This window comes from Curvibacter sp. GW821-FHT09D12 (assembly GCF_059416245.1).
On sequence record NZ_JBWKOU010000008.1, the window covers coordinates 24676 to 43957 of the forward strand.

At 66.0% G+C, this 19282-nt stretch carries 18 protein-coding genes; 4 read left to right on the forward strand and 14 right to left on the reverse strand.

Annotation, left to right across the window (positions count from 1 at the left end):
• Window positions 1-30: 30 nt before the first annotated feature.
• The 3 genes from AC07PT_RS14455 to AC07PT_RS14465 all read right to left on the reverse strand — a co-directional run bounded on the left by AC07PT_RS14455 (window position 31) and on the right by AC07PT_RS14465 (window position 4025).
• Window positions 31-1578 (reverse strand): methyl-accepting chemotaxis protein, encoded by a 1548-nt coding sequence (locus tag AC07PT_RS14455; RefSeq protein WP_494657054.1) that lies wholly within the window; start codon window positions 1576-1578, stop codon window positions 31-33.
• A 192-nt stretch (window positions 1579-1770) separates the two neighbouring features.
• A complete protein-coding gene (locus AC07PT_RS14460; protein WP_494657055.1) occupies window positions 1771-3108 on the reverse strand; it encodes an aminotransferase class V-fold PLP-dependent enzyme in 1338 nt (445 codons plus the stop codon).
• Window positions 3109-3110: 2 nt separating this feature from the next.
• A complete protein-coding gene (locus tag AC07PT_RS14465; protein ID WP_492345973.1) occupies window positions 3111-4025 on the reverse strand; it encodes an amino acid ABC transporter substrate-binding protein in 915 nt (304 codons plus the stop codon).
• Window positions 4026-4190: 165 nt separating this feature from the next.
• Between AC07PT_RS14465 and AC07PT_RS14470 the strand changes: the two genes are divergently transcribed.
• Window positions 4191-5096 (forward strand): LysR family transcriptional regulator, encoded by a 906-nt coding sequence (locus AC07PT_RS14470; RefSeq protein WP_492345974.1) that lies wholly within the window; start codon window positions 4191-4193, stop codon window positions 5094-5096.
• A gap of 56 nt (window positions 5097-5152) precedes the next feature.
• Here AC07PT_RS14470 and AC07PT_RS14475 read toward each other — a convergent pair whose 3' ends face one another.
• Window positions 5153-6349 (reverse strand): HPP family protein, encoded by a 1197-nt coding sequence (locus tag AC07PT_RS14475; RefSeq protein WP_494657056.1) that lies wholly within the window; start codon window positions 6347-6349, stop codon window positions 5153-5155.
• A 149-nt stretch (window positions 6350-6498) separates the two neighbouring features.
• Here AC07PT_RS14475 and AC07PT_RS14480 point away from each other — a divergent pair, with 149 nt between their 5' ends.
• Together AC07PT_RS14480 and ccoG are read left to right on the forward strand one after the other, a co-directional pair.
• Window positions 6499-6939 carry a MarR family winged helix-turn-helix transcriptional regulator gene (locus AC07PT_RS14480; protein ID WP_492345976.1) on the forward strand — a complete coding sequence of 147 codons (441 nt, stop codon included), beginning with the start codon at window positions 6499-6501 and terminating at the stop codon, window positions 6937-6939.
• A 72-nt stretch (window positions 6940-7011) separates the two neighbouring features.
• Entirely contained in the window at window positions 7012-8463 is a 1452-nt protein-coding gene (ccoG, locus tag AC07PT_RS14485) for a cytochrome c oxidase accessory protein CcoG (RefSeq protein WP_492345977.1), read from the forward strand.
• A 30-nt stretch (window positions 8464-8493) separates the two neighbouring features.
• Here the strand turns inward: ccoG and AC07PT_RS14490 are convergent, their stop codons facing one another.
• The 8 genes from AC07PT_RS14490 to AC07PT_RS14525 all read right to left on the reverse strand — a co-directional run bounded on the left by AC07PT_RS14490 (window position 8494) and on the right by AC07PT_RS14525 (window position 16635).
• The gene (locus AC07PT_RS14490; RefSeq protein ID WP_494657057.1) at window positions 8494-9111 is read right to left on the reverse strand and encodes a hypothetical protein; all 618 of its coding nucleotides are present in this window, start codon (window positions 9109-9111) and stop codon (window positions 8494-8496) included.
• Between the two features lie 123 nt (window positions 9112-9234).
• Window positions 9235-9969 carry an energy transducer TonB gene (locus tag AC07PT_RS14495; RefSeq protein ID WP_494657058.1) on the reverse strand — a complete coding sequence of 245 codons (735 nt, stop codon included), beginning with the start codon at window positions 9967-9969 and terminating at the stop codon, window positions 9235-9237.
• A complete protein-coding gene (locus tag AC07PT_RS14500) occupies window positions 9966-10784 on the reverse strand; it encodes an ATP-binding cassette domain-containing protein (protein ID WP_494657059.1) in 819 nt (272 codons plus the stop codon). The genes AC07PT_RS14495 and AC07PT_RS14500 overlap by 4 nt, the downstream gene beginning before the upstream one ends.
• Window positions 10781-11857, reverse strand: a complete 1077-nt coding sequence (locus AC07PT_RS14505; protein ID WP_494657060.1) for a FecCD family ABC transporter permease — start codon at window positions 11855-11857, stop codon at window positions 10781-10783. Before AC07PT_RS14505 ends, AC07PT_RS14500 begins: the two co-directional genes overlap by 4 nt.
• On the reverse strand, window positions 11854-12687 hold the full coding sequence (locus AC07PT_RS14510) for a heme/hemin ABC transporter substrate-binding protein (RefSeq protein ID WP_494657061.1): 834 nt from the start codon (window positions 12685-12687) through the stop codon (window positions 11854-11856). Before AC07PT_RS14510 ends, AC07PT_RS14505 begins: the two co-directional genes overlap by 4 nt.
• A 62-nt stretch (window positions 12688-12749) precedes the next feature.
• Window positions 12750-13832 carry a hemin-degrading factor gene (locus AC07PT_RS14515; protein WP_494657062.1) on the reverse strand — a complete coding sequence of 361 codons (1083 nt, stop codon included), beginning with the start codon at window positions 13830-13832 and terminating at the stop codon, window positions 12750-12752.
• 47 nt (window positions 13833-13879) lie between these two features.
• The gene (locus AC07PT_RS14520; RefSeq protein WP_494657063.1) at window positions 13880-14431 is read right to left on the reverse strand and encodes a HugZ family pyridoxamine 5'-phosphate oxidase; all 552 of its coding nucleotides are present in this window, start codon (window positions 14429-14431) and stop codon (window positions 13880-13882) included.
• Between the two features lie 14 nt (window positions 14432-14445).
• Window positions 14446-16635, reverse strand: a complete 2190-nt coding sequence (locus AC07PT_RS14525) for a TonB-dependent hemoglobin/transferrin/lactoferrin family receptor (RefSeq protein ID WP_494657064.1) — start codon at window positions 16633-16635, stop codon at window positions 14446-14448.
• A 300-nt stretch (window positions 16636-16935) separates the two neighbouring features.
• Here AC07PT_RS14525 and AC07PT_RS14530 point away from each other — a divergent pair, with 300 nt between their 5' ends.
• On the forward strand, window positions 16936-17625 hold the full coding sequence (locus tag AC07PT_RS14530; RefSeq protein WP_494657234.1) for a PepSY-associated TM helix domain-containing protein: 690 nt from the start codon (window positions 16936-16938) through the stop codon (window positions 17623-17625).
• A 167-nt stretch (window positions 17626-17792) separates the two neighbouring features.
• Here AC07PT_RS14530 and AC07PT_RS14535 read toward each other — a convergent pair whose 3' ends face one another.
• Window positions 17793-18353 carry a hemerythrin domain-containing protein gene (locus tag AC07PT_RS14535; protein WP_494657065.1) on the reverse strand — a complete coding sequence of 187 codons (561 nt, stop codon included), beginning with the start codon at window positions 18351-18353 and terminating at the stop codon, window positions 17793-17795.
• A 53-nt stretch (window positions 18354-18406) separates the two neighbouring features.
• Window positions 18407-19150: an iron-sulfur cluster repair protein YtfE gene (gene ytfE, locus AC07PT_RS14540; RefSeq protein ID WP_494657066.1), complete on the reverse strand. Its 744-nt coding sequence runs from the start codon at window positions 19148-19150 to the stop codon at window positions 18407-18409.
• Window positions 19151-19282 lie beyond the last annotated feature (132 nt).

A 19282-nucleotide genomic window follows, 5' to 3' on the forward strand; every position in this document is an offset into this window, starting at 1 on the left:
GGTTGAAGCGGGCCGGACGGTGTCATGCCCTCAGGCGAGCTTGAAAAACCGCACCGTGCCATCAAGGGACTGGGCCTGCTGCTCCAGCGCCTGGGTTGCCGCGGCCGCTTCTTCGACCAGGGCGGCGTTCTGCTGGGTGACCTGGTCCATCTGGCCCACCGCCTGGCAGACCTGGTCGATACCGGTGCTCTGTTCGCGGCTGGCCAGCGAGATTTCACGCATCAAGTCCGCCACCCGGCGCACGCTGACCACGGTTTCGTCCAGCGTGCTGCCGGCGCGTTCAACCTGGGCACAGCCCGCGCCCACATGGACCACCGAGGTGTCGATCAGGTGCCGGATCTCGCGCGCCGCATCCGCTGCCCGGCCAGCCAGTTGCCGCACTTCGCTGGCCACCACGGCAAAGCCACGCCCTTGCTCACCGGCACGGGCTGCCTCGACCGCCGCATTGAGTGCCAGCAGATTGGTCTGGAAGGCGATGCCATCGACCACGCCGATGATGTCGGCAATGCGCTTGGATGAGCTGTCGATGGCCTCCATGGTCTGAATCACCTCGGCCACCACCTGGCCGCCCTGCACCGCCACCTTGGCAGCCGACTCGGCCAGGCGGTGGGCACGCAAACCGCTGTCGTCGTTCTGCCGCACGGCGGCAGCCAATTGCTCCATGGAGGCCGCGGTCTGCTCCAGGGCGCTGGCCTGCTCTTCGGTGCGCGACGACAGGTCCAGGTTGCCGGCGGCAATCTGGCGCGTGGCCGTGGCCATGGCCTCGGTGCCACCTCGGACCTGACTGACCACGTGATGCAGGCTGCGGCTCATCTCGTGCAGTGCCGCCTGCAACTGGCCGATCTCGTCACGGCGGGTCGTTTCGATGCGGCGGCTCAGGTCACCCTGAGCCACATGCCGGGCCAGCAGCAGGGCCTGTCCCATCGGAACGGTGATGTCACGCGTCAGCCAAGCCGACAGACCGACGCCGCAGAACAAGCCCAAACCGCCCAGCACAGCCATCAGCAGGCGAGACTCGTTGCTGGCTTCCAGTACCTCCTGCGCGCTGAGGTCAGCCAATGACTTCTGCAGCCGATTGAGGTGGTTGATGGGGGCTTGCAGGGCATCAAGGGCCGGCAGCGTCTCGTGTTGCAGCAAGGTGGCGGCCTGTTCGCGCTGGCCACTTTCGACCAATTGCATCACGCGCGAAAACGAAGCCACATAGCGCTCGCGGGCCTGCTGCAACGCCTGCATCAGGGCCCGACCTTCAGCCCGGTAGATCAGGCGATCCAGGGCTCCCAAGGCTTCGGTGATGTCGCGCTTGGTGTGCTCGATCCGCTCACGGAGGATGTCGCGCTGAGGCCCTTCGACCCCAAGCACCAGTTCCATGGTGCGTCGCGCGTTGGCCCGGGTGCCCACGTCCACCGCATGGATGGCCTCGACCTTGGCCCAGTCTTTGTCGACCAGGCGTTGATTGATGTCACGCACCTGCGTGAAACGCCATCCGCTGATCAGGGCCATGCCCATCATCATCACCATGAGCAGGCCAAAGCCCAGGCTCAGGCGAACCCCGATCTTCATGTCACTGAATTTGCCCATGCCATCCCCCTGTCAGAGCCGATGCGGAACACCCCGCATACATGCAACGGATGGTAGGCAAGACCGGGCGATTTGCCCCTCCTCCATTGGAACTACGGCGAGCCCTGTCGGCCCCAAATTTGATGTAAATCAAATTTCAGGACATCCAGCCATCAAGCGCTCAGGCCTGTGCAAGACAGCAGGCATGAGGCCTCAGCCCACGCCAAGCTGGCTCTGCGCCAATTCTTGCGTGATGCGCAAGAACGCATCCACCTCCGCAGGGCTGTTGCAATGCAAAGGCGAGACCCGCACCGCGCCCTGCAGGCCGAGGGATTGCAGCATGCGGCGCGAATACAGGCTGGCCACACTGCGTTCGTAGACGGTCACGCCACGCAAGCCGTATTCGTGCACGGCACGAGTGCAGTCCAGGCCGTTCACACCCAACGCAATGATGAGGTCGCGGCGGGTCAGGTCGTCATGGTCCAGGTAAACCTGCACGCCCGCCATGGCCCGCAAGCCGGGCTGCGCCTGGCTGCCCAGCAGCAGTCGGGCCAGCAGGGCCCGCTCGTGCAACGCAATGCGCTCCATGCCGGCCTCGAACAGCGCGCGACGCGACAGCGTCGCCTCTGCCGCAGGCCGCCACTCGGGCAGTTCCTGTGCGGCCTGTTCGCCCAGCCAGCACACGTAGTCGGCCACTTCCTTCAGCACGGCAAACTGCCAGGGCGAAGAGCTGCCCAGGTCCCAGAAGTTGGCGCTCTTGCCTGCCAGCTTGTGGTGGGGCAGCAAGGCGGCGCGATCAGACAACCAGGCCAGGCCCGAGCCGCGGCAGCCAAAAAACTTGTAAGGAGCCAGGTTGATGCCATCCACCGGGGTTTTGCGCAAATCGATGAGCCCATGGGGCGCATGCTGCACGGCATCGACCACGATGTAGAGCTCGGGCTTGATGGCCCGCGCCCGGGCCACGATCTGCTCAAGATCGAGCTTGGCCCCCGAAATGTTGGAGGCATAGATCACGTTGAGCAACACCGTGTCGGTGTCCACCAGGCCCACGATGGCGTCGACATCCACCCCGCCAGTCAGCGGGTTGCTGGGCGCCACCCGCAGTTCGCGCCCGGTTTCTCGGGCATAGCGTTCCATGGCGTCGTAGGAGGATGGATGCTCCAGCACCGTGGTCACCAGATTGCCGCCGGGCACGTTCTGCACAATGGCCCGAACCATGTCGAACATGGCAGCCGATGCCGTCAACGCGGCGAAGACGGTGCCGCCTTCGGCCTGTAGCATCATGCGGAAGTCATCCGTGCCCGCGGCCTGAATGGCCTGCAGCTCACGCGCCACCGGGTGGATGCGCTCGGTGTTGTCGGGCACGGCATCGATCAGCGCAAAGCGCTCGACGGCCGCCTTGAGCCGGAACGAGCCGCCGGCGTTGTCAAAGTACAGGCGCGGGCGGCCCAGGTGATCGTGCTCAATCTGCAGAAAGCGCTCGCGCACCGCCTGCATCAGCGCGGGCGGGAACAGCAGCCCCTGAGGGTACGCGGCGGCCGTGCTTGTCATGTTCAGACCCCCTTCTTGCTGGGGTTGCGATAGGCCTCGCGGATGGCCTCGGTCATCGGGAAGTTCAGATTGATGTTGCTGGGCGGGATCGGCTGGGTAAACCAGCGGGCGTACAGGCGCTCGATCTCGCCCGATTTCATCAACTGGGTGACGGTATCGTCGACCACCGCCTGGAATTGCGGATCGTTCTTGCGGTACATGATGCCGTAGGGCTCCTGGCGCAACACCACGTCGTGCAGCATGCGGAAGTCGCCCGGCCGCGGCGCAGTGGCGATCAGGCCGGCCAGCTGCACATCGTCCAGCACATATGCGACGGCACGTCCGCTGGCCAGCAGCAGGAAGGCGTCGGCCGTGTCCTTGCCAGTGATCTCTTGCACTTCGACGTTCTCGGCCCGTTTGTAGGCCCGCAACAGCTGGATCGAGGTGCTGCCAGCCACGGTGGCCACCGTCTTGCCCGCCAGATCGGCCAGGCTGTTGATGCCCGAGTCTTTTTTGACTGCCACGGTGATGCCCGCGACGAAGTGGCTGGGCGCAAAGGCCACCAGCTGCTGGCGCGCCACCGAGTTGGTGGTGGTGGCACAGTCCAGATCCACCGTGCCGTTCTGCATCAGGGGCATGCGGTTGAGTGAAGTCAGGGTGGTGTACTCAACCCGCAGCGCGGGCAACCCGAGCCTGGCTTTCACCGCATCGACGATTTTCAGACAGATGTCATTGGAAAAGCCGATCGGATCGCTGCCACCCTTGGCCACATAGGAAAACGGAATGGAGCTGTCGCGGCTGCCGATGCGGATGACCCCGCTGTCCTTGATCTTGCGCAGCGTGTCAATGTCCTGCGCCGAAGCGGCCTGAGACGCAAGCAGGGACACAAAGGCTGCGCCGAGCAGCAGGGCCCGTGGCAATTTGGCAAGGCGGTTCATGGTGCTGAGACTCCATTCGAGGGAACAGGCGGGGTGGTTGATTCGGTCTCCGCCAACGGTGACGACGGCGGTTGAGTGAATTCTGGTGCGCCCCTCAATTCAAAAAAAGCGATTTTTTGTTCTGCTTTAACATTCCATAAAGAGATTTGAATACGCGCCCGCACCATGATGACCTTCAAGCAACTCGAGGCCCTGTATTGGATCGTTCAGCTGGGGGGCTTTGCCCAGGCCGCCCAGAAGCTGCACACCACGCAGTCGGCCGTGTCCAAACGGGTGCATGAGCTGGAGCAGGTGTTCGACACCCCCCTGTTCGACCGCAGCCAGCGCGCGGCCCGCCTGACCGAGAAAGGTGAAGAAATGTTTTTGCTGGCGCGCAAGCTGCTGAGGGAGCGAGACCTGGCGGTGGAGCAGTTTGCCAAGCCCGAAGTGATTGAGCGGCGGCTGCGCATCGGCGTGACCGAGCTCACCGCCATGACCTGGCTACCCCGCCTGGTGGCCCTGGTGCAAGAGCACTACCCCAAAGTGAAGCTGGAGCCCGATGTCGACGGCAGCCTGCCGCTGCGCGACAAGCTGCTGGCCGATGAGCTTGACCTGATCCTGGTGCCCGATGCGTTTGCCGACACCCGCCTGCGCTCCAAGGTGGTGGGACACGTCGACAGCGCCTGGATGGCCAAGCCTGGCCTGGTCCCCGCTGACACAAGCCGCCTGCACCAACTGGCACAAGTGCCTTTGCTGGTGCAGGGCGACAGCTCGGGCACCGGCCGCCTTTATGACACCTGGCTGCGTGATCAGGGCATCGAAACCACCGACGCGATCGTGGTCAGCAACCTGATCGCGCTCACCAGCCTGACCCTGTCGGGTTTTGGTGCCAGCTACCTGCCGCGTCAATGCATGGCCCCACTGGTAGAGCTGGGCATGCTGTCGGTCATCGAGGTGGAGCCCGCCCTGCCCCCTGTGCCCTACGTCGCCATGTACAAGGGCGAGGTGCGCAGCACGCTCACATCGGCCTTGATCATGCTGGCCCAGTCGTGCTGCGACTTTTCACGGGCTTTCCAGGCCGTGCCGGCCTGAAGGCCCGGCACCTGTCCACCGAGCAGACCGGACACACCAGACATGACACCCTGGATTCAGGAGCCTGGGTGCTGCGCCCCATCATCCAGGTGTGCCAGACTGGCCTCGTATAGCGCGGCCACCAGGTCGCTCTGCGTGACCATGCCCACCAGGCGGTGCTCGGCGTTCACCACCGGGACCTGGTGCAGCCCCTGATCCGACATCAGCGGGACCAGCTCGACCATGGGCTGCGTGTCCAGCACGGTCCGAACCTGGGTGCTCATGATCTGCCCGACCACCTCAGCCTTGGTGCTGTGGCTGAAGGGCGAAGCCTGCAGCAGGCGTTGCAGGCGCCGGCTCAGACCCGGGTAGCGCCGGGCCTGGGCATGGGCCAGAAAGTCGGCTCGGGTGACGATGCCCTGCACCCGCCGCACCCGGTCGAGCACCGGCAATGCCGGCAAGGCGTGGCGCTCCATCAGGCGCCAGGCCTGGCTCAACTCGGTGGCAAACACCACCGACACCACGTCGCGCGACATGATCTGCCCGCAAGTCACCGAGCCGAAGCGACGGCGAAAGGCTTTCATCTCGGTCTGCAGGAACAGCGCCTCCAGGTCATCGCGGCTGATGTCGAGCACCTGGTTGTAGTCCTGCATCACACGGGCCAGGTCATCGGGCCGGAACCCCAGCCGGGCTGAGGGGCGCAGGTCCTCCGTGTGGTGCACGCTGCGGGCATCCGGCAAGGCGGTGTGGGGGTAACGACGGCCCACCGCCTTGTTGTAGAGCACGGCGATGAGCAGCAGCAAAGCGGTGTTCAGGCCCACGGGGGTGAGCACGAAGCCATAGCCAGCCTGATGCACCGGCGCACCGCCCAGCACCGCCGTGAGCGCCACCGCACCCGATGGCGGATGGATGCAGCGCAGCGCAAACATGGCCGCAATGGCCAGGGCAATGGCCAGCGCCGCCGCCAGCACCGGGGCATCGACGAAGCGCGCACAACTCACCCCGACCAAGGCCCCCACCAGGTTACCGCCCACGATGGACCAGGGCTGTGCCAAGGGGCTGGAGGGCACCGCGAACAACAGCACGGCCGAGGCCCCCATGGGCGCGGCCAACCACAAGGCGCCCATGTTGGTGCCCAGGGCCCAGGCGCTGATCAGGCCCGTGAGCAGGATTCCGATCAGGGCACCAGCACTGGCGCGCAGGCGTTCCATGGGGTCGACAGGGGATGCGGCAGGCCACTGGCGCTGCAGCCAGCTGAAGAGAGACGTGTTCATGGTGCGGAAAGTAGGCCGACCGTGGGTCGGCAAGTGATTCAAGCCCCGGGCGTGCTTCGACAAGCCCAGCGCCGGGCGACGGATTACATCACAGCGCGATATATAATTTCAAGCCGATTGAAAAGCCCTGAGAAGCCTTGAAAAGCCCCATGACTGCACCACCCGCCCCTGAGCCACTGCACAAGCGCGACTACGAAGCACTGTCCGAATTTCGCTATCAGCTCAGGCGCTTTCTGCGCTTCAGCGAAGACGCCGCCCAATCCGAAGGGCTCACGCCCCAGCAATACCTGCTGATGCTGCACGTGAAAGGCACACCCGGCCGCCACTGGGCCAGCGTGGGTGAACTGGCCGAACGCCTGCAGACCGTGCACCACGCGGTGGTCGCCCTGGTGTCGCGCTGCGAGACCGCTGGCCTGGTGGAGCGCCAACCCAGCGCCACCGACCGGCGCCAGGTGCAGGTGCACTTGAGCGAGGCGGGCGAGCAATGCCTGGAGCGCCTGGCGGGTCGCCATCGGGCCGAGTTGCAATCGCTGTCAGGGGTGTTCCAGGTGGCCCATATTTCAGCCTTCAATGACCACCAGGGCGGCTGAGGCCGACCCTTTTTTTGCCTTTTAAGTTGCATAAAAGATGCATTTGAATTTCACAACCGATCAGGTGCCCAGATGACAAGCCCCCGTGTGATCCCCATCCAGCCAGACACGGCCCAAGACCCAGAGCCGGAAATGGTCTCGCTCTATGCCAGCCAGGCCAAGGTCTACCCGCGCTCCGTCAGCGGACGCTTTGCTCGCTGGCGCTGGGTGATGGTGTGGCTGACCCAGTTGTTCTTCTATGGCCTGCCCTGGCTGAACTGGAATGGGCGCCAGGCCGTGCTGTTCGATCTGGGGGAGCGGCGCTTCTACATCCTGGGGCTGGTGATGCAGCCGCAAGACTTCATCTACCTGGCCGCCTTGCTGGTGATCGCGGCGCTTTCGCTGTTCTTCTTCACGGCGGTGGCTGGGCGGCTGTGGTGCGGCTACGCCTGCCCGCAAACGGTGTACACCGAGATCTTTCTGTGGATTGAGCGCCGGGTGGAGGGTGACCGCCAGGCCCGCATGCGCCTGGACGCCGCACCGTGGTCGGCCCACAAGCTCGGCCGCAAGGCGCTCAAGCAGGCCTTGTGGGTGGGCGTGGCGCTGTTCACGGGCTTCAGCTTTGTGGGCTACTTCACGCCGGTCCGTGTGTTGAGCAGCGAGCTCGCGCTGGGTGCGTTCTCGCCCTGGGAATGGTTCTGGGTGCTGTTCTATGGCCTGGCCACCTACGGCAACGCGGGCTATATGCGTGAGCAGATCTGCAAGTACATGTGCCCCTACGCCCGGTTCCAGAGCGCGCTGATCGACATGGATTCACTGGTGATCGCCTATGACACCCGGCGCGGCGAACCCCGTGGCTCACGCCCACGCAAGGCCGACCCGGCCAGCCTGGGGTTGGGCAGCTGCATCGACTGCACCCTGTGCGTGCAGGTCTGCCCCACGGGCATCGACATCCGCCAAGGCCTGCAAAACGAGTGCATTGCCTGTGCCGCCTGCATCGACGTGTGCGACGACGTGATGGGCAAGATGGGCTACCAGCCCGGGCTGATCCGCTACAGCTCGGGCCACGCCATGGAGCAGCAACTGCCCCGCTCGGCCCTGTTGCGGCGGGTGTTGCGCCCCCGCGTGCTGATCTACGCCGGACTGCTGTCGCTGACCTGCCTGGGCTTTGCGCTGAGCCTGGTGCAGCGGCACGACTTTGCGGTGAACGTGATCAAGGACCGCGGCACACTGGCCCGCCAGGTGGGGCGCGGTGGCATCGAGAACGTGTACCGGCTGCAGGTGATCAACAGCACCGAGCAAGCCCATGAATTCAAGGTGGAGGTGCTGGGCCAGCCCGGGCTGACGCTGGCCAGCGAGCCCGGGCTCAGCGTGCCGGCCACCGGCATCGGCACCCTGGCGCTGCGCCTCAACCTGGAGGCCGGTGAAGCCGAAAGCCATCGAGGGCAGGTGCTGCCGCTGCAATTGCGCATCACCCGTGAAAGTGGCCAGAACGGGCCCGCCACGAGCATCACGGAGAAGACCACCTTCGTGGTGCCCCGCTGACCCGGACGGCCCCGGGGCCGCTTTCGCCCTTCAGGGGCGGCGCGGCGCCTTCATGGGGGCGCCGAGGCCTGGGCCCGCACGAAAGCCGCCCCCAGATTCATGCCCCAGAGGCCCCCCCATGCCGTGAGGACCGGGGCCATGCGGGCCGGGCTGCGTCAACAGATCGAAAATGGTTTTCTGCTTGGCGTCCAGCGTGTCATAGAAGGCCTGGGTGCGCACCTGGCCGGCTTCGAGTTGTTGCAAATGCTGATCCAGCAGGTATTTGTGGTCGCGCAGTTGCGAAATGGCCCGGGCCATGCGCTCCGGTGCGCTCAGCTCGACAGGGGGCTGGCCCTGCGGCACGTGGGCGGCCTGCCAGGCCTGGTGTTGCTCCATGCCTTGCTTCAAGGCCTGCAGCTCAGCCGCAGACCAGGTGTCCCATGCACTCTTCTGCTCGGGGGACAGGCTCAGCTTGCGCTGCAGCTCGCTCAAGCGGAACTGCGCATGCTGCAGCTCATCATGGCGATGGGGCTGCAGGGCCGGTGTCGGGCCAAAGGTGGGCCCCACTGCGGGAGCAGGAGCCGTCTGGGCCTGGGCCAGCGTGAGGTTCATCAGCAGGGCGGTGCCCAGGGCCAGCAGCGGGGGGCTGGATTTTCGAATCGACAACATCTTCAAACTCCCTGAAAAGGTACTGGGTTCAAAGCTTAATGGCCGCGTGTTACCTGGGCGTTAACACTTGCACAAGCTCAGGTATCGATCTCGCAAGGCCGCAGAAACAGGGCCCGGAGGCACTCAACCGCGCAGCGCAAAGCGGATCGGAAACTCAACCCAGCTGGCGATCGCCTGATCGCCGCTTCGGGCCGGTACAAAGCGCCAATCCCTGACGGCCCGCATGGCCGCATCGTCGAGCAAGCGGTAGCCGCTGCCTCGGGCCAGGCGGACCTCACCGGGGCGGCCCTCGCCATCCACCCAGACACGCAACCAGACCACGCCAGCGATCCCCTGCTCGCGCATCGCCAGCGGGTAATCGGGCGGCGGGTTGTAGGCGTAGTCGGGGCGCGCGCCCACATGAGGCTCGGTGGTCTGAACGGCCGCGGGGGCGGTGGCGACGGTGGGGGCGATGCGGGGTGCCGGTGCCGACGCGGCCGGCGTGCCCTGCCCCGCCGAGACCAGGGGGCTGGAGGGCGGGCCTTCGGGCATGGACTGGCTCTGCGGACCCGGGGCAGGCTCCACCTGCCAGGGCGCCTCACTGTTCGCCTGGCGCCAGAATGGCCGCTGCGGAGCACTGGAGGGCCGGGCGGGACGGGTCGCTGGCCTGGGTGGGCTGGACACGGGATTCAAGGCAGCGTGGTTGACCTGGGCCGGTGGGGGCGCCACCCAGACCAGCGCCAAGGGCGCCGATCCCCGTGCGCGATCGACCGGCGCCAATCGGCCCCCAAGCTGAAGCAGGCCCAGCAGCGCCAGCCCATGCATCAGCAGGGCCATGCCCGCCGCCACCCACTCGCGACGCCGTCGCCTCGGCGTCATGCCCGAACCTCTCCGGCCGGTCCTTGCGCTGGCCGCTTGCTCCGGGGTTGGCGCAAGGGCGCCACCACCAGTGCCCCATGGCGATCGGTGAAGCAACTCAGGCTGACGCCGTACAGCGCCTCCAGCGCCGGCAGCGCCGGTGCTGTGGCGGGCAGATCGGCCACCAGGCGGCCCTGGCGGATCAGCAGCAGACGGTCAAAGCCTGCCAGGGCCTGATTGATGTCGTGAAGAATGGCCACCAGGGCGTGCTGTCGTGCGCTGGCGTAGCGGTCCAGGCTGTCAAGCAGCTCACACTGCAGGCCCGGGTCCAGCGCCGCCAGGGGCTCATCCACCAGCACCAGGCCCTGCTGGCGGTCCCACAACTGGGCAAAGATGCGCGCCAGTTGAACCCGCGCCTGCTCGCCCCCTGACAAGGTATCGAAACGACGCCCCAGCAGGTGGCCGGCGTGGGCCAGCCTGGCCGCATCCTCCACGATGCGGGCCCGCTGCGGGTCGTGCGTGCGAGCCACCCGCCCCAGGCCGATCACCAGTTCGGTCTGCAGGCCGAAGGCCACGTCGCCCGCCTGGGGCAGCACGGCCCGGTGCTGGCTCAGCTCGGCCAATGGCCAATCGGCCGTGGCTCGGCCCAGGAACAGCACCTGCCCACCGGCTGGCCGACGCTCGCCCGAAAGGAGCTTGAGAAAGGTGGATTTGCCCGCCCCGCTGGGCCCCAGCACGGCGATGCGTTCGCCCGCAGCCACTTGCAGCGAAAAAGGCCCGAAGCGCTGCTCGCCCACGACGAAGGTGGCGGCCTCCAGGGTCAACAGCCGGCTCATGCCATCCGCCCGCGCGCCCCGCGCAGCAAAAACAGAAAGAACGGGCTGCCCAGCAAGGCCGTGAAGATGCCCACCGGGACCTCTGCCGGGATGACCACGGTGCGCGCCAGCGTGTCGGCCACCAGCAGCAGCAGGCCCCCCATCAGCAAAGACAGCGGCAAGACCCGGTGCTGATCGCCCCCCACCCAGACCCGGACCAGGTGCGGGGCGATCAGGCCGATGAAACCGATCATGCCGCACCAGGCTACCGAGAACCCGGCCAGCACGGCCACCAGCACAATGACCCGGCTGCGCAGACGCTGCACATCCACCCCGACATGGGCCGCAGCGGCTTCGCCCAGGGCCAGGGCATTCAGGGCGCGAACGATCTGGCGCAAAGGCCAGGCGGCGGCCAACAACAAGGCCCCCATCAGCAGCACCAGCCCCCACTGGGCCCCGGCCAGTGAGCCCAGAGTCCAGAACGACAGGCTGCGGAGTTGCTCGTCCGTGGCCAGATAGGTGCACAGGCCGATGATGGCGGCAGCCAGGGCATTCAGGGCCACGCCGGTCAGCAGCAGGCCCGAGATGGAACCTGGCGTGATCCAGCGAGCCACACGGTCCAACGTGAAACACACCCCCAGCGCACCCGCAAAGGCTGCCGCCGGCAGGCACCAGACTCGCCACGCCAGCGGCAATGCCAGCACCGGGCCCGAGACCAGCACGATGGTGAGGGCCGCTGCGCAGGCGGCCCCTGCACTGACGCCCAGCAAACCGGGATCGGCCAAGGGGTTGCGGAACAGGCCCTGGGTCAAAGCCCCGGCCAGCCCCATGCTGGCGCCCACCAACAGGGCAAACACCGCCCTGGGCAGGCGGATGTGCCACAACACATAGGCCCCACCGCCCAAACGGGGCGGCGCGTCGGTGCCAGCGCCTGCGGGCGCCAGCAGAGCCCACCAGTCATGCCCACTCACAGGCACGGCGCCGGCTTGGGCGGCCAGTACCCCAGCCAGCAGCAAGGCTGCCCCCAGCACCCGTGCAGGCGACGCCCGCCAGCACGATCCGCCCCTTGCCGTCCAAGTGACTGGCGCACTCATGTCTTCATCGCCCGGCCGATGGCCTTGTCCAGCGCCGCCACGGCGGCAGGCAGACGGGGCCCAAAGCCCAGCAGGAACATGGCTTCCAGGGCCAGCACCCGCCGCTGCTGCCCTGCCGGGGTCTGTGCCAGACCGGGCAGCCGAAGAATGCCGTCCACCCCGCCTGCGGTGCTCAGGCCCTGGTCGGTCAGCAGCACGAGGTCTGGCTGGGCCGCAATGACAGCTTCGGGCGTCAGGGGCTTGTAGCCGCTGACGCCGTTGATGGCGTTGCGGGCCCCCACGTAGTCGAGCATGGCCTGGGCACTGGTGTCGGCACCAGCCACCAGGATCTGGTTGGGCGCATGGGCCAGCACAAACAAGACGCGGGGTGGCTTGCCAGCCCGCTCGGCGATCTGTGCCTGGACCCGGGTCCACTGCTGAACCAGCGCTTGCTGCAGCGCCCGGGCTTCGGCCACCCGGCCGGTCAGCTCGCCCAGACGCTGAACTCGCTCACACAGGCCCTCGAAGCGGTGCCTCGCCGGCAGTACCGAAACCTCGACACCGGCGCTCGTCAATTGCCGGATCACGCCCGGGGGACCTGCATCCTCGGTGGCGATGACCCGCGTCGGCGCCAGCGCCAGCACCCCTTCGGCCGACAACGTGCGGGCGTAGCCCACACTGGGCAGCTTCTGGGCCGCCTCCGGAAACAACGAGGTGGTATCGACCCCCACCAGCTCGGCCTGGGCCTGCAGGGCAAACACGATCTCGGTCAGCGCCCCGCCCACACTGACAATGCGCTGCCTGGCCGGCGCGGCACGGGCCGATGATGTGAACCATGCGGCAGCCAGCAAACCACCTTGCAGACAATGGCGGCGTCGGGGGAGTAACCCACCGAGGCCTGTGATCGGGGACATCACACCAGGCATGGGCGGCGCTCCTCGGTCAGGGTGTCGAGCAGGGCCCGCCACTCGCAACGCTCGGCCTGCCCGGGTTGGCGGGCGCCAAACAGCATGGCGATGCTGTCGCCCTGGCTGTCGAACAGCTCCAGCGAGCTGACCAGCCCGTCCACCGTGGGCTTTCTGACCACCCAGGCGCTGGCAATGTGGTCCTCGCGCAGGTGCAGGTTGAAGCCCGGGTCCAGCACATTGAGCCAGGGGCCCATCAGCACCACCTGACGCACCGGGCCGGTGTGGATCTGGAGGGCGCCGGGATTGCCCACGAAGACCATGATCGGTAAGCCCTGCGCGGCAGCGGCCTGCAACAGACCTTGAGCATCTTCGGGCTGCACGGCCTGGGCAAACCGGGGGTCAGCCAGGCGCAGGGCCTGGGTGCGCGTGGTGCCAAAAGCCCTCAGCAGGCCCACGAAATCGTGGGTGTCGCGCAAGCGGCCCCAGGCCTGACGCAGGCCGGCCACATCGATGTCTGCGTCAGACCGCTCAGGCTCGCATGGGGGCGGCGCCTGCATGCCCAGGCGGGCAGTCTGGTCGGGATCGGCCAGCCCCTGCACCAGGCGGGTGTAGGCTGGCAGATCGCTGGCGGAGCGCAGAAATACCTTGTGCAAGGCCATGCCCGCGGCATCGAAGAACTGCAGGCTGCGCTGCACGCCCTGAGGGGTCTGCTCCTGGACCGCAAAACCATGGACCCAGGCCTGGTAGTACAAGCGCAGGTCGATGTCGGGGCCCAGCACCAGGCCGACCTGTTCGTGCAGGGAGGGGGGCTGGTAGGTGCCCGTTTTCTCGTGCACACAGGAGGCATTGCGGGTCAAGGCCATCACCTCGCCCAGGGTGGGCAAGGCCTCGACGATGGCCGGCCACTGGGGGCGCAGGCGGGTGGCGCTCAACAGGGCTTGCGGATCGGCGTGCGGCAGGCCAGTGTGCGCCGCGATCAACTCGCACTCGGACACACGCAGTTGCTGGGCGATGTCTCGGTGGCGGGCCTTGCCGTCGTGCCGCAGCAGGCGAAAGGCGTCGCGGAGGGTCTGGGGGGAAGCGTTCATGAGTGCTCCTGATTGAGGGGGGCAAGGTGCCGAGTCGGTGGCTGGCGTCAGTGCGCCGAGGCGCCCAAGGCCGTGGCCGTGGCCTGATCGGGGCTGCGGTGGCCTTGTTCGCGCCGATGCCGGATCTCGCCCAAGCCAACACCCGCCAGGGTGTAGGCCTGGGCAAAGCCCGCCACATAGGCGCCACTGAGGGGGCGCAGGCGATACAGGTGAAAGTCGGTCAGCTTGCGCAGCATCGCCATGAAGGCACCGAACTGCTCGACAAACTGATCCAGCGTCCGGTCAAACTCGGCGCTGCCGCGGGGGCACTCGGTGACAGCACACTGCAGGGTCAGGCGACGCCGCGCAAACAGGTGCCGGGCCTGGTCCTCGCTCTCGATGAACATCACCGAGCAGCGGCCGCTGGCCGCCAGGTTGGCGGTGTGGGCAGACAACTCGCTGGTGTAGACGTAGTAGCTACCCTGGTGCTCGACGTAAGCCGCATAACTGGCCTCAGGCTCGGCGTCGGCATTGCAGGTGGCCAGATGCAGGCTCTGGAACAGTCCTGGGAACTGCCGGCATTCATCCAGTACGGCCACGAGGTCGGGGAGGTGGGACATGGCGGATCCTTTCTTCAGAAGTCGTAACGAACAGAGACCTGGGCGTTGCGCCCCGGTGCGGTATAGGCCTCGGCCACCGTGCTGCTGGCGGCCAGGCCGCTGACATCAGACCAACGCCAATACTTGGCGTTGAAGACGTTGTTCAGGTTGGCATTCAGGGTCACCTGGGGTCGCACTTTCCAGTGCCATCCCAGGTCCAGCACGTTGTAGGCGGGTGGGGCAAACTGGGCCGCACCGGTCGAGATGTCACTGCGGGCCTTGCCGGCGCTGTGAGTCAAATGCGCGCGGGCACCCCAGGTGGCCTGCTCGTGGCGCAGGCCCAGGACCAGCTTGAAGGGCTGCACCGTGTCCAGCGGGGTTTTCACACCGTTGGCTTCGCTGTGACCCTTGGCATAGGCCAGGCCGGCGGTGCCCGTCCAGCTTCGGCTCAGCGTCCACTCCGAGCGCGCCTCCAGGCCATGGATGCGGGCGTTGGCGAGGTTGATGTACTGAAACACCGTGGGGTTGGCCGCTGTGCCGGCGCCACTCACAGCCTGCTGGCTGATGAAGTCGCGGTAACGGTTGTCATAGGCCGCCACCGAATAGCGCACCCGATCCAGCCGGCCGCGAAAGCCCAACTCGAGGCTGTCGGCGTGCTCGGCCTTCAGTTGGGCATTGCCGACGGTGGTGTAGCCCGAGGCCAGGTTGCTGAAGCCGTTGTTGACCTGGTCTGGCGTGGGGGCCCGAAAGCCCTTGGCCCACTGGCCATAGGGCGCAAAGGCAGGTGCCCATGGCCACACCACCCCCAAGCGCGGTGTGACGGCTTGGCCAGACAGGCTGACAGCCGTGCCGCTGTAGCCCGCGGTGGACGGTGAAAGCTTGTAGTGATCGAAGCGCAGGCCAGGGATGATGCTGAACGCCCCAGCCTGGATCTCGCTTTGCACAAAGGCGCCAGCCAGCACGTGGTCGGTGTCCGGGAAAGGCTTGGTCGGAAAGCTTTCACCGTAGGGTGGCACCGTGCCGTCGCGCACCCCGCTGATCTTGCTGCGGCTCCAATCCGCGCCGTAGGTCAGGCGCTGGTTGAGCCAGCCCGTCAGATTGCTTTCGGCCAGGGTCGAGAAACCGGCCACCTTGCTGCGGTAGGTGGTATCGCGGGTTCGATCCGCTGCGGTGTAGCGGTCTTCAGCGCCGTATTGGCTGACCTTGGCGTCCTGCCAGTAGACGCGGGTTTCGGCGCGCTGAATGGCCAAGGCATTGAGGTCGTTGAAGCGATGCTCCAGTGAGACTCGGTTGCGTTCGATGCGGTCGCGCGCATCCAGATCGATGACACTGGTCGAACTCAGTGGCGCCACGCCCCGGGCCGAGTAGACCTCGGTGTCTTGCTGGCGCTTCTGGGTTTCGAAGGTAAAGCCCAGTTGCTGGGTCGGGTCGATTTTCAAAAACGCCTTGCCCAGCAGGTAGCGGTTGTTGTAATCCACCGGGTTGGGGGTGGTGCGGTTGGCATTCAAGACATCGTTGCTGCCCTGGTTGCCCACCTCGTGGCCCTGGCGGTAACTGCCCAGCAGCATGCCTTGCCAACGCTCATTGGCGCCGGCCACCCCCAGGGTGTTGGACCAGGACCGGTCGATCGACGCATAGCTGGAGCGCGCAAAGCCCCCCACGGTCTGTCCCGGCTTGAGCAGGTCACCCGGGTCGAGGGTACGAAAGCTGACTGCGCCGGCCAGCCCATCGCTGCCGAACTGGGTGGACGCAGGGCCCCGCAGCACTTCGACGGTCTTGATGCCATCGACGTCGAGGTAGTCACCCCGACCGGAGGCAAACGAGCCGAACGAGAAGCTGTTGGGCACGCGGATGCCATCGACCAGCATCAGCACCTGATTGCCTTCGAGGCCGCGGATGTTGATGCCCTCGTTGCCAGCCCGACCCGTGGAAGCCCCCGCAGCGGTGAAGCGGGTGGGCGCGGCACGCACGGACACGTCGAGTTCGTCACGGAACACATCCTTGAGGTCGCGGGCGCCGCCTTGTTCTATTTGGGCGGCCGGAATGACGGTCACGGTGGCGGGCACCTTGTCCACCCGCCGCTCCGAACGGGTGGCACTGACCGTGATCTCATCGAGGCGGGTGGCCTCGGCCGGTGTCGGTGGTGCAGTCTGGGCCAGCAGCAGGGTCGGGGCCGTGCCCCAGACCATGCCCAGCGCCAACGCGAGCTTCTTCTTGCGCAGCATGGTGGTTCCTAAAACGAAGTTCAGGCACTGGCTGGCAAGCGCTTGCTGGTGCAGAGAGTGAGACGATTCGCAGCTTCGCCGACGGGTCTGGCCCCGGAGGGCAAGGGAGACGAAGACTGGACGCCGGGCGATTCTTCCGGCGTTGTGTGCATTCTAGATGGGATTAATTCTTATTTGCGACACATTTGAAGTCGACAATCTTTCTCCACGGAATCTTTTCAAATGACAATGGTTATCATTCAGAATCTGATAACCCCCTTGACCACTCCACGCCGCACCGGCCTGCCCCTCCCGAATGCCATGAAAACGCCAGCCGCCAGCGCCCCCCTTTTGTCGACAGACACCGCCCGGGCCAAACGCCGCCACCAGACCTATTCGCGTTTTGTCCACTGGGTGCGCAAGACCCATGGCTGGATCGGCCTGTGGGGCGCCTTGCTGGGCCTGGTCTTCGGCTTGAGCGGCATCTGGCTGAACCACCGGACCGTGCTCAAGCTGCCCTTGAGCCAGCAGAAAAGCCATGCTCAGATGGCCCTGGCCGATCCGCCGCCCAGTACCCCCGAGGCCATGGGCCAGTGGCTGGCCCCGGCACTGGGCCTGTCCGGGCCGCCGAACAGCGTGCGCATCGACCCAGCCAAAGCCTTGCCCTGGGCCGAAAAGAACAGCGATGCCCCGCGTCAACCGGAGCGTTGGGTGTTCAACTTCGGTGGCCCGAGCGAAACCGTGCAGGTGGAGTACTGGAAAGGCAATCGATCGGTCGGTATCAACACCACGCAGCACGGCTTCATCGCCGCTCTGACCAACCTGCACAAGGGCACAGGCATGACCGTGCCCTGGATCCTGCTGGTGGACACGATTGCGGGCAGCATGGTTTTTTTGTCCATCTCAGGCGTGATCCTGTGGGTGCAGATGAACCGCCGAAGAGCCCTGGGGGTGGGCATCTTCAGCGCCTCGGTGCTGACCGCACTGGGCATGGTCCTGACACGGCTGTAGGCCAGCCCGCAAGCGCACCCATCGGATCTGTTGGACCCGTTGGACCCATTTCAGGGGCCTGCCTCGCTCCATGCCCGAAGGCCTGTTCTTTCAGTTTCTTGAAGGCCGACAGACATGAACCCACCCCGGCGAGGCAGGCCTGTTTTTGCCAACTCGTGAGGCGCTCTTCACACTGAGTGCAAACCGCGGCGTCGCATCATGTCCCGGCTCATTTCGGCGTTTGACGCCTCGTTGCCCAGTTGGCACGCCGCAGGGTAGGCCACTTCGTCTTCCGCCTGCAGGTGGGCCCGGTACAGGCTCACAAAGGCCTGCAACTCCAATGCCCTGCCCTGGCCAGCGGCCACCTGTTCCAACTGTTGCCGCAGCCCCGCCCAGGCCGGCACCATGTCACGGTGCTCCTGTTGCAAACGCCCTGCCAACGCCACCCAGGCCGGATCTTCGCTATGCAGCAGCAGCGGGAACACATGACGCTCCTCGTCCTCATGATGCAAAGGTGCGGCCAGGTCAAAGTAGCGCATCACGTCGCGAGCGGCCTGCGCCGCCTGGCCGTCGGGCCCGTGCTCACGCAGGTGGGCCTGCAAGCGCTCCAGCAGGTCGAGCATGCGCTGCACCTTGTCATGGCAGGCCCCCAGCATCTCGTAAGGGGCGGCAAAGCCGGCCTCGGGCGCGGGACGGCCGGGCAGCAAAGAAGCGTTGGCAATACGGACGGTGGGGATCATGGCAGGCATGGCAGGTGGCTGGAAAGTCGATCATGCGGCAAACCGTGGCCGCATGAGCCCTCTCATGCGCAGGAACAGGCCCCTTCGCATGCAGCGACCACCGGCGCGGCGGCCGGCTCAAACTGCGGAAACAGCACGTTGTTTTCGAGGTGAATGTGCTGGATCAGGTCGTCATGAAACTGCTGCAAGCCGGCATACAGTGCTTGCCAGGTGTTGCAGGCGCCAGCCGGCGGCACCATGTCATGGGCCAGCGCCAGCATGCGTGCCAGCTCGGCGCCATGGGACACATGCTCGTGGCGCATCATGGCGATCGGTTGCGGCACAAAGGGATTGCCACCGGCCTTGAGCATCGGAAACAGCACGTTCTCTTCCTTGGCCATGTGGTCCAGCAGCTCCTGTTCCATGTGCTCCAAGTGATCGGCCAGGCCGGCCGGGGCCTCGGGGTGATCGCGGTGCACGGCCTCGACCCGCCGCGCCATGCGGATCAGTTCGGGCAACTGTTGACGGTGCACCGCATGAAAGCGCTCCAGGATGTGGTCGACGAGGGCAGGTGCGGGTTGCGGGGCTGCCGGCTGGTCTTCGCGCTGCAGGCTCTCCAGTTCGCGCAAAAGGGCCGCCAGGTCCAGGCTCTTGTCCTGTGCCGCCTGGCGCAGGCTGATCTGGCCCCCGCAGCAGAAATCAAGCTTCAGACGCCGAAAGACAGCCGTTGCGCCGGGCAGTTGCACGGCGATACGGCCCAAGGCCTGTTCGGCCAGCCCATTGACGCTGGCCTGGTTGGCAGAGGGTTCGAGCGTGGCGGTGTTCATGCAAAGGTCCTTTTTAAGATGCATTGTTTGCACATCTTAAAAAATATAAACATGCATGTCTAATGTATTTTTAAAACCAGGCACTGACTGAGGCTGTCACGGTGGAACGGCGCTCTGTACAGGCCAGTGCCA

Excerpts from the sequence above, each read along its gene's own strand:
- AC07PT_RS14455 (WP_494657054.1), bottom strand. The coding sequence starts at position 1,578 with ATGGGCAAATTCAGTGACATGAAGATCGGGGTTCGCCTGAGCCTGGGC.
- AC07PT_RS14460 (WP_494657055.1), bottom strand. The coding sequence starts at position 3,108 with ATGACAAGCACGGCCGCCGCGTACCCTCAGGGGCTGCTGTTCCCGCCC.
- AC07PT_RS14465 (WP_492345973.1), bottom strand. The coding sequence starts at position 4,025 with ATGAACCGCCTTGCCAAATTGCCACGGGCCCTGCTGCTCGGCGCAGCC.
- AC07PT_RS14470 (WP_492345974.1), top strand. The coding sequence starts at position 4,191 with ATGATGACCTTCAAGCAACTCGAGGCCCTGTATTGGATCGTTCAGCTG.
- AC07PT_RS14475 (WP_494657056.1), bottom strand. The coding sequence starts at position 6,349 with ATGAACACGTCTCTCTTCAGCTGGCTGCAGCGCCAGTGGCCTGCCGCA.
- AC07PT_RS14480 (WP_492345976.1), top strand. The coding sequence starts at position 6,499 with ATGACTGCACCACCCGCCCCTGAGCCACTGCACAAGCGCGACTACGAA.
- ccoG (WP_492345977.1), top strand. The coding sequence starts at position 7,012 with ATGACAAGCCCCCGTGTGATCCCCATCCAGCCAGACACGGCCCAAGAC.
- AC07PT_RS14490 (WP_494657057.1), bottom strand. The coding sequence starts at position 9,111 with ATGTTGTCGATTCGAAAATCCAGCCCCCCGCTGCTGGCCCTGGGCACC.
- AC07PT_RS14495 (WP_494657058.1), bottom strand. The coding sequence starts at position 9,969 with ATGACGCCGAGGCGACGGCGTCGCGAGTGGGTGGCGGCGGGCATGGCC.
- AC07PT_RS14500 (WP_494657059.1), bottom strand. The coding sequence starts at position 10,784 with ATGAGCCGGCTGTTGACCCTGGAGGCCGCCACCTTCGTCGTGGGCGAG.
- AC07PT_RS14505 (WP_494657060.1), bottom strand. The coding sequence starts at position 11,857 with ATGAGTGCGCCAGTCACTTGGACGGCAAGGGGCGGATCGTGCTGGCGG.
- AC07PT_RS14515 (WP_494657062.1), bottom strand. The coding sequence starts at position 13,832 with ATGAACGCTTCCCCCCAGACCCTCCGCGACGCCTTTCGCCTGCTGCGG.
- AC07PT_RS14520 (WP_494657063.1), bottom strand. The coding sequence starts at position 14,431 with ATGTCCCACCTCCCCGACCTCGTGGCCGTACTGGATGAATGCCGGCAG.
- AC07PT_RS14525 (WP_494657064.1), bottom strand. The coding sequence starts at position 16,635 with ATGCTGCGCAAGAAGAAGCTCGCGTTGGCGCTGGGCATGGTCTGGGGC.
- AC07PT_RS14530 (WP_494657234.1), top strand. The coding sequence starts at position 16,936 with ATGAAAACGCCAGCCGCCAGCGCCCCCCTTTTGTCGACAGACACCGCC.
- AC07PT_RS14535 (WP_494657065.1), bottom strand. The coding sequence starts at position 18,353 with ATGCCTGCCATGATCCCCACCGTCCGTATTGCCAACGCTTCTTTGCTG.
- ytfE (WP_494657066.1), bottom strand. The coding sequence starts at position 19,150 with ATGAACACCGCCACGCTCGAACCCTCTGCCAACCAGGCCAGCGTCAAT.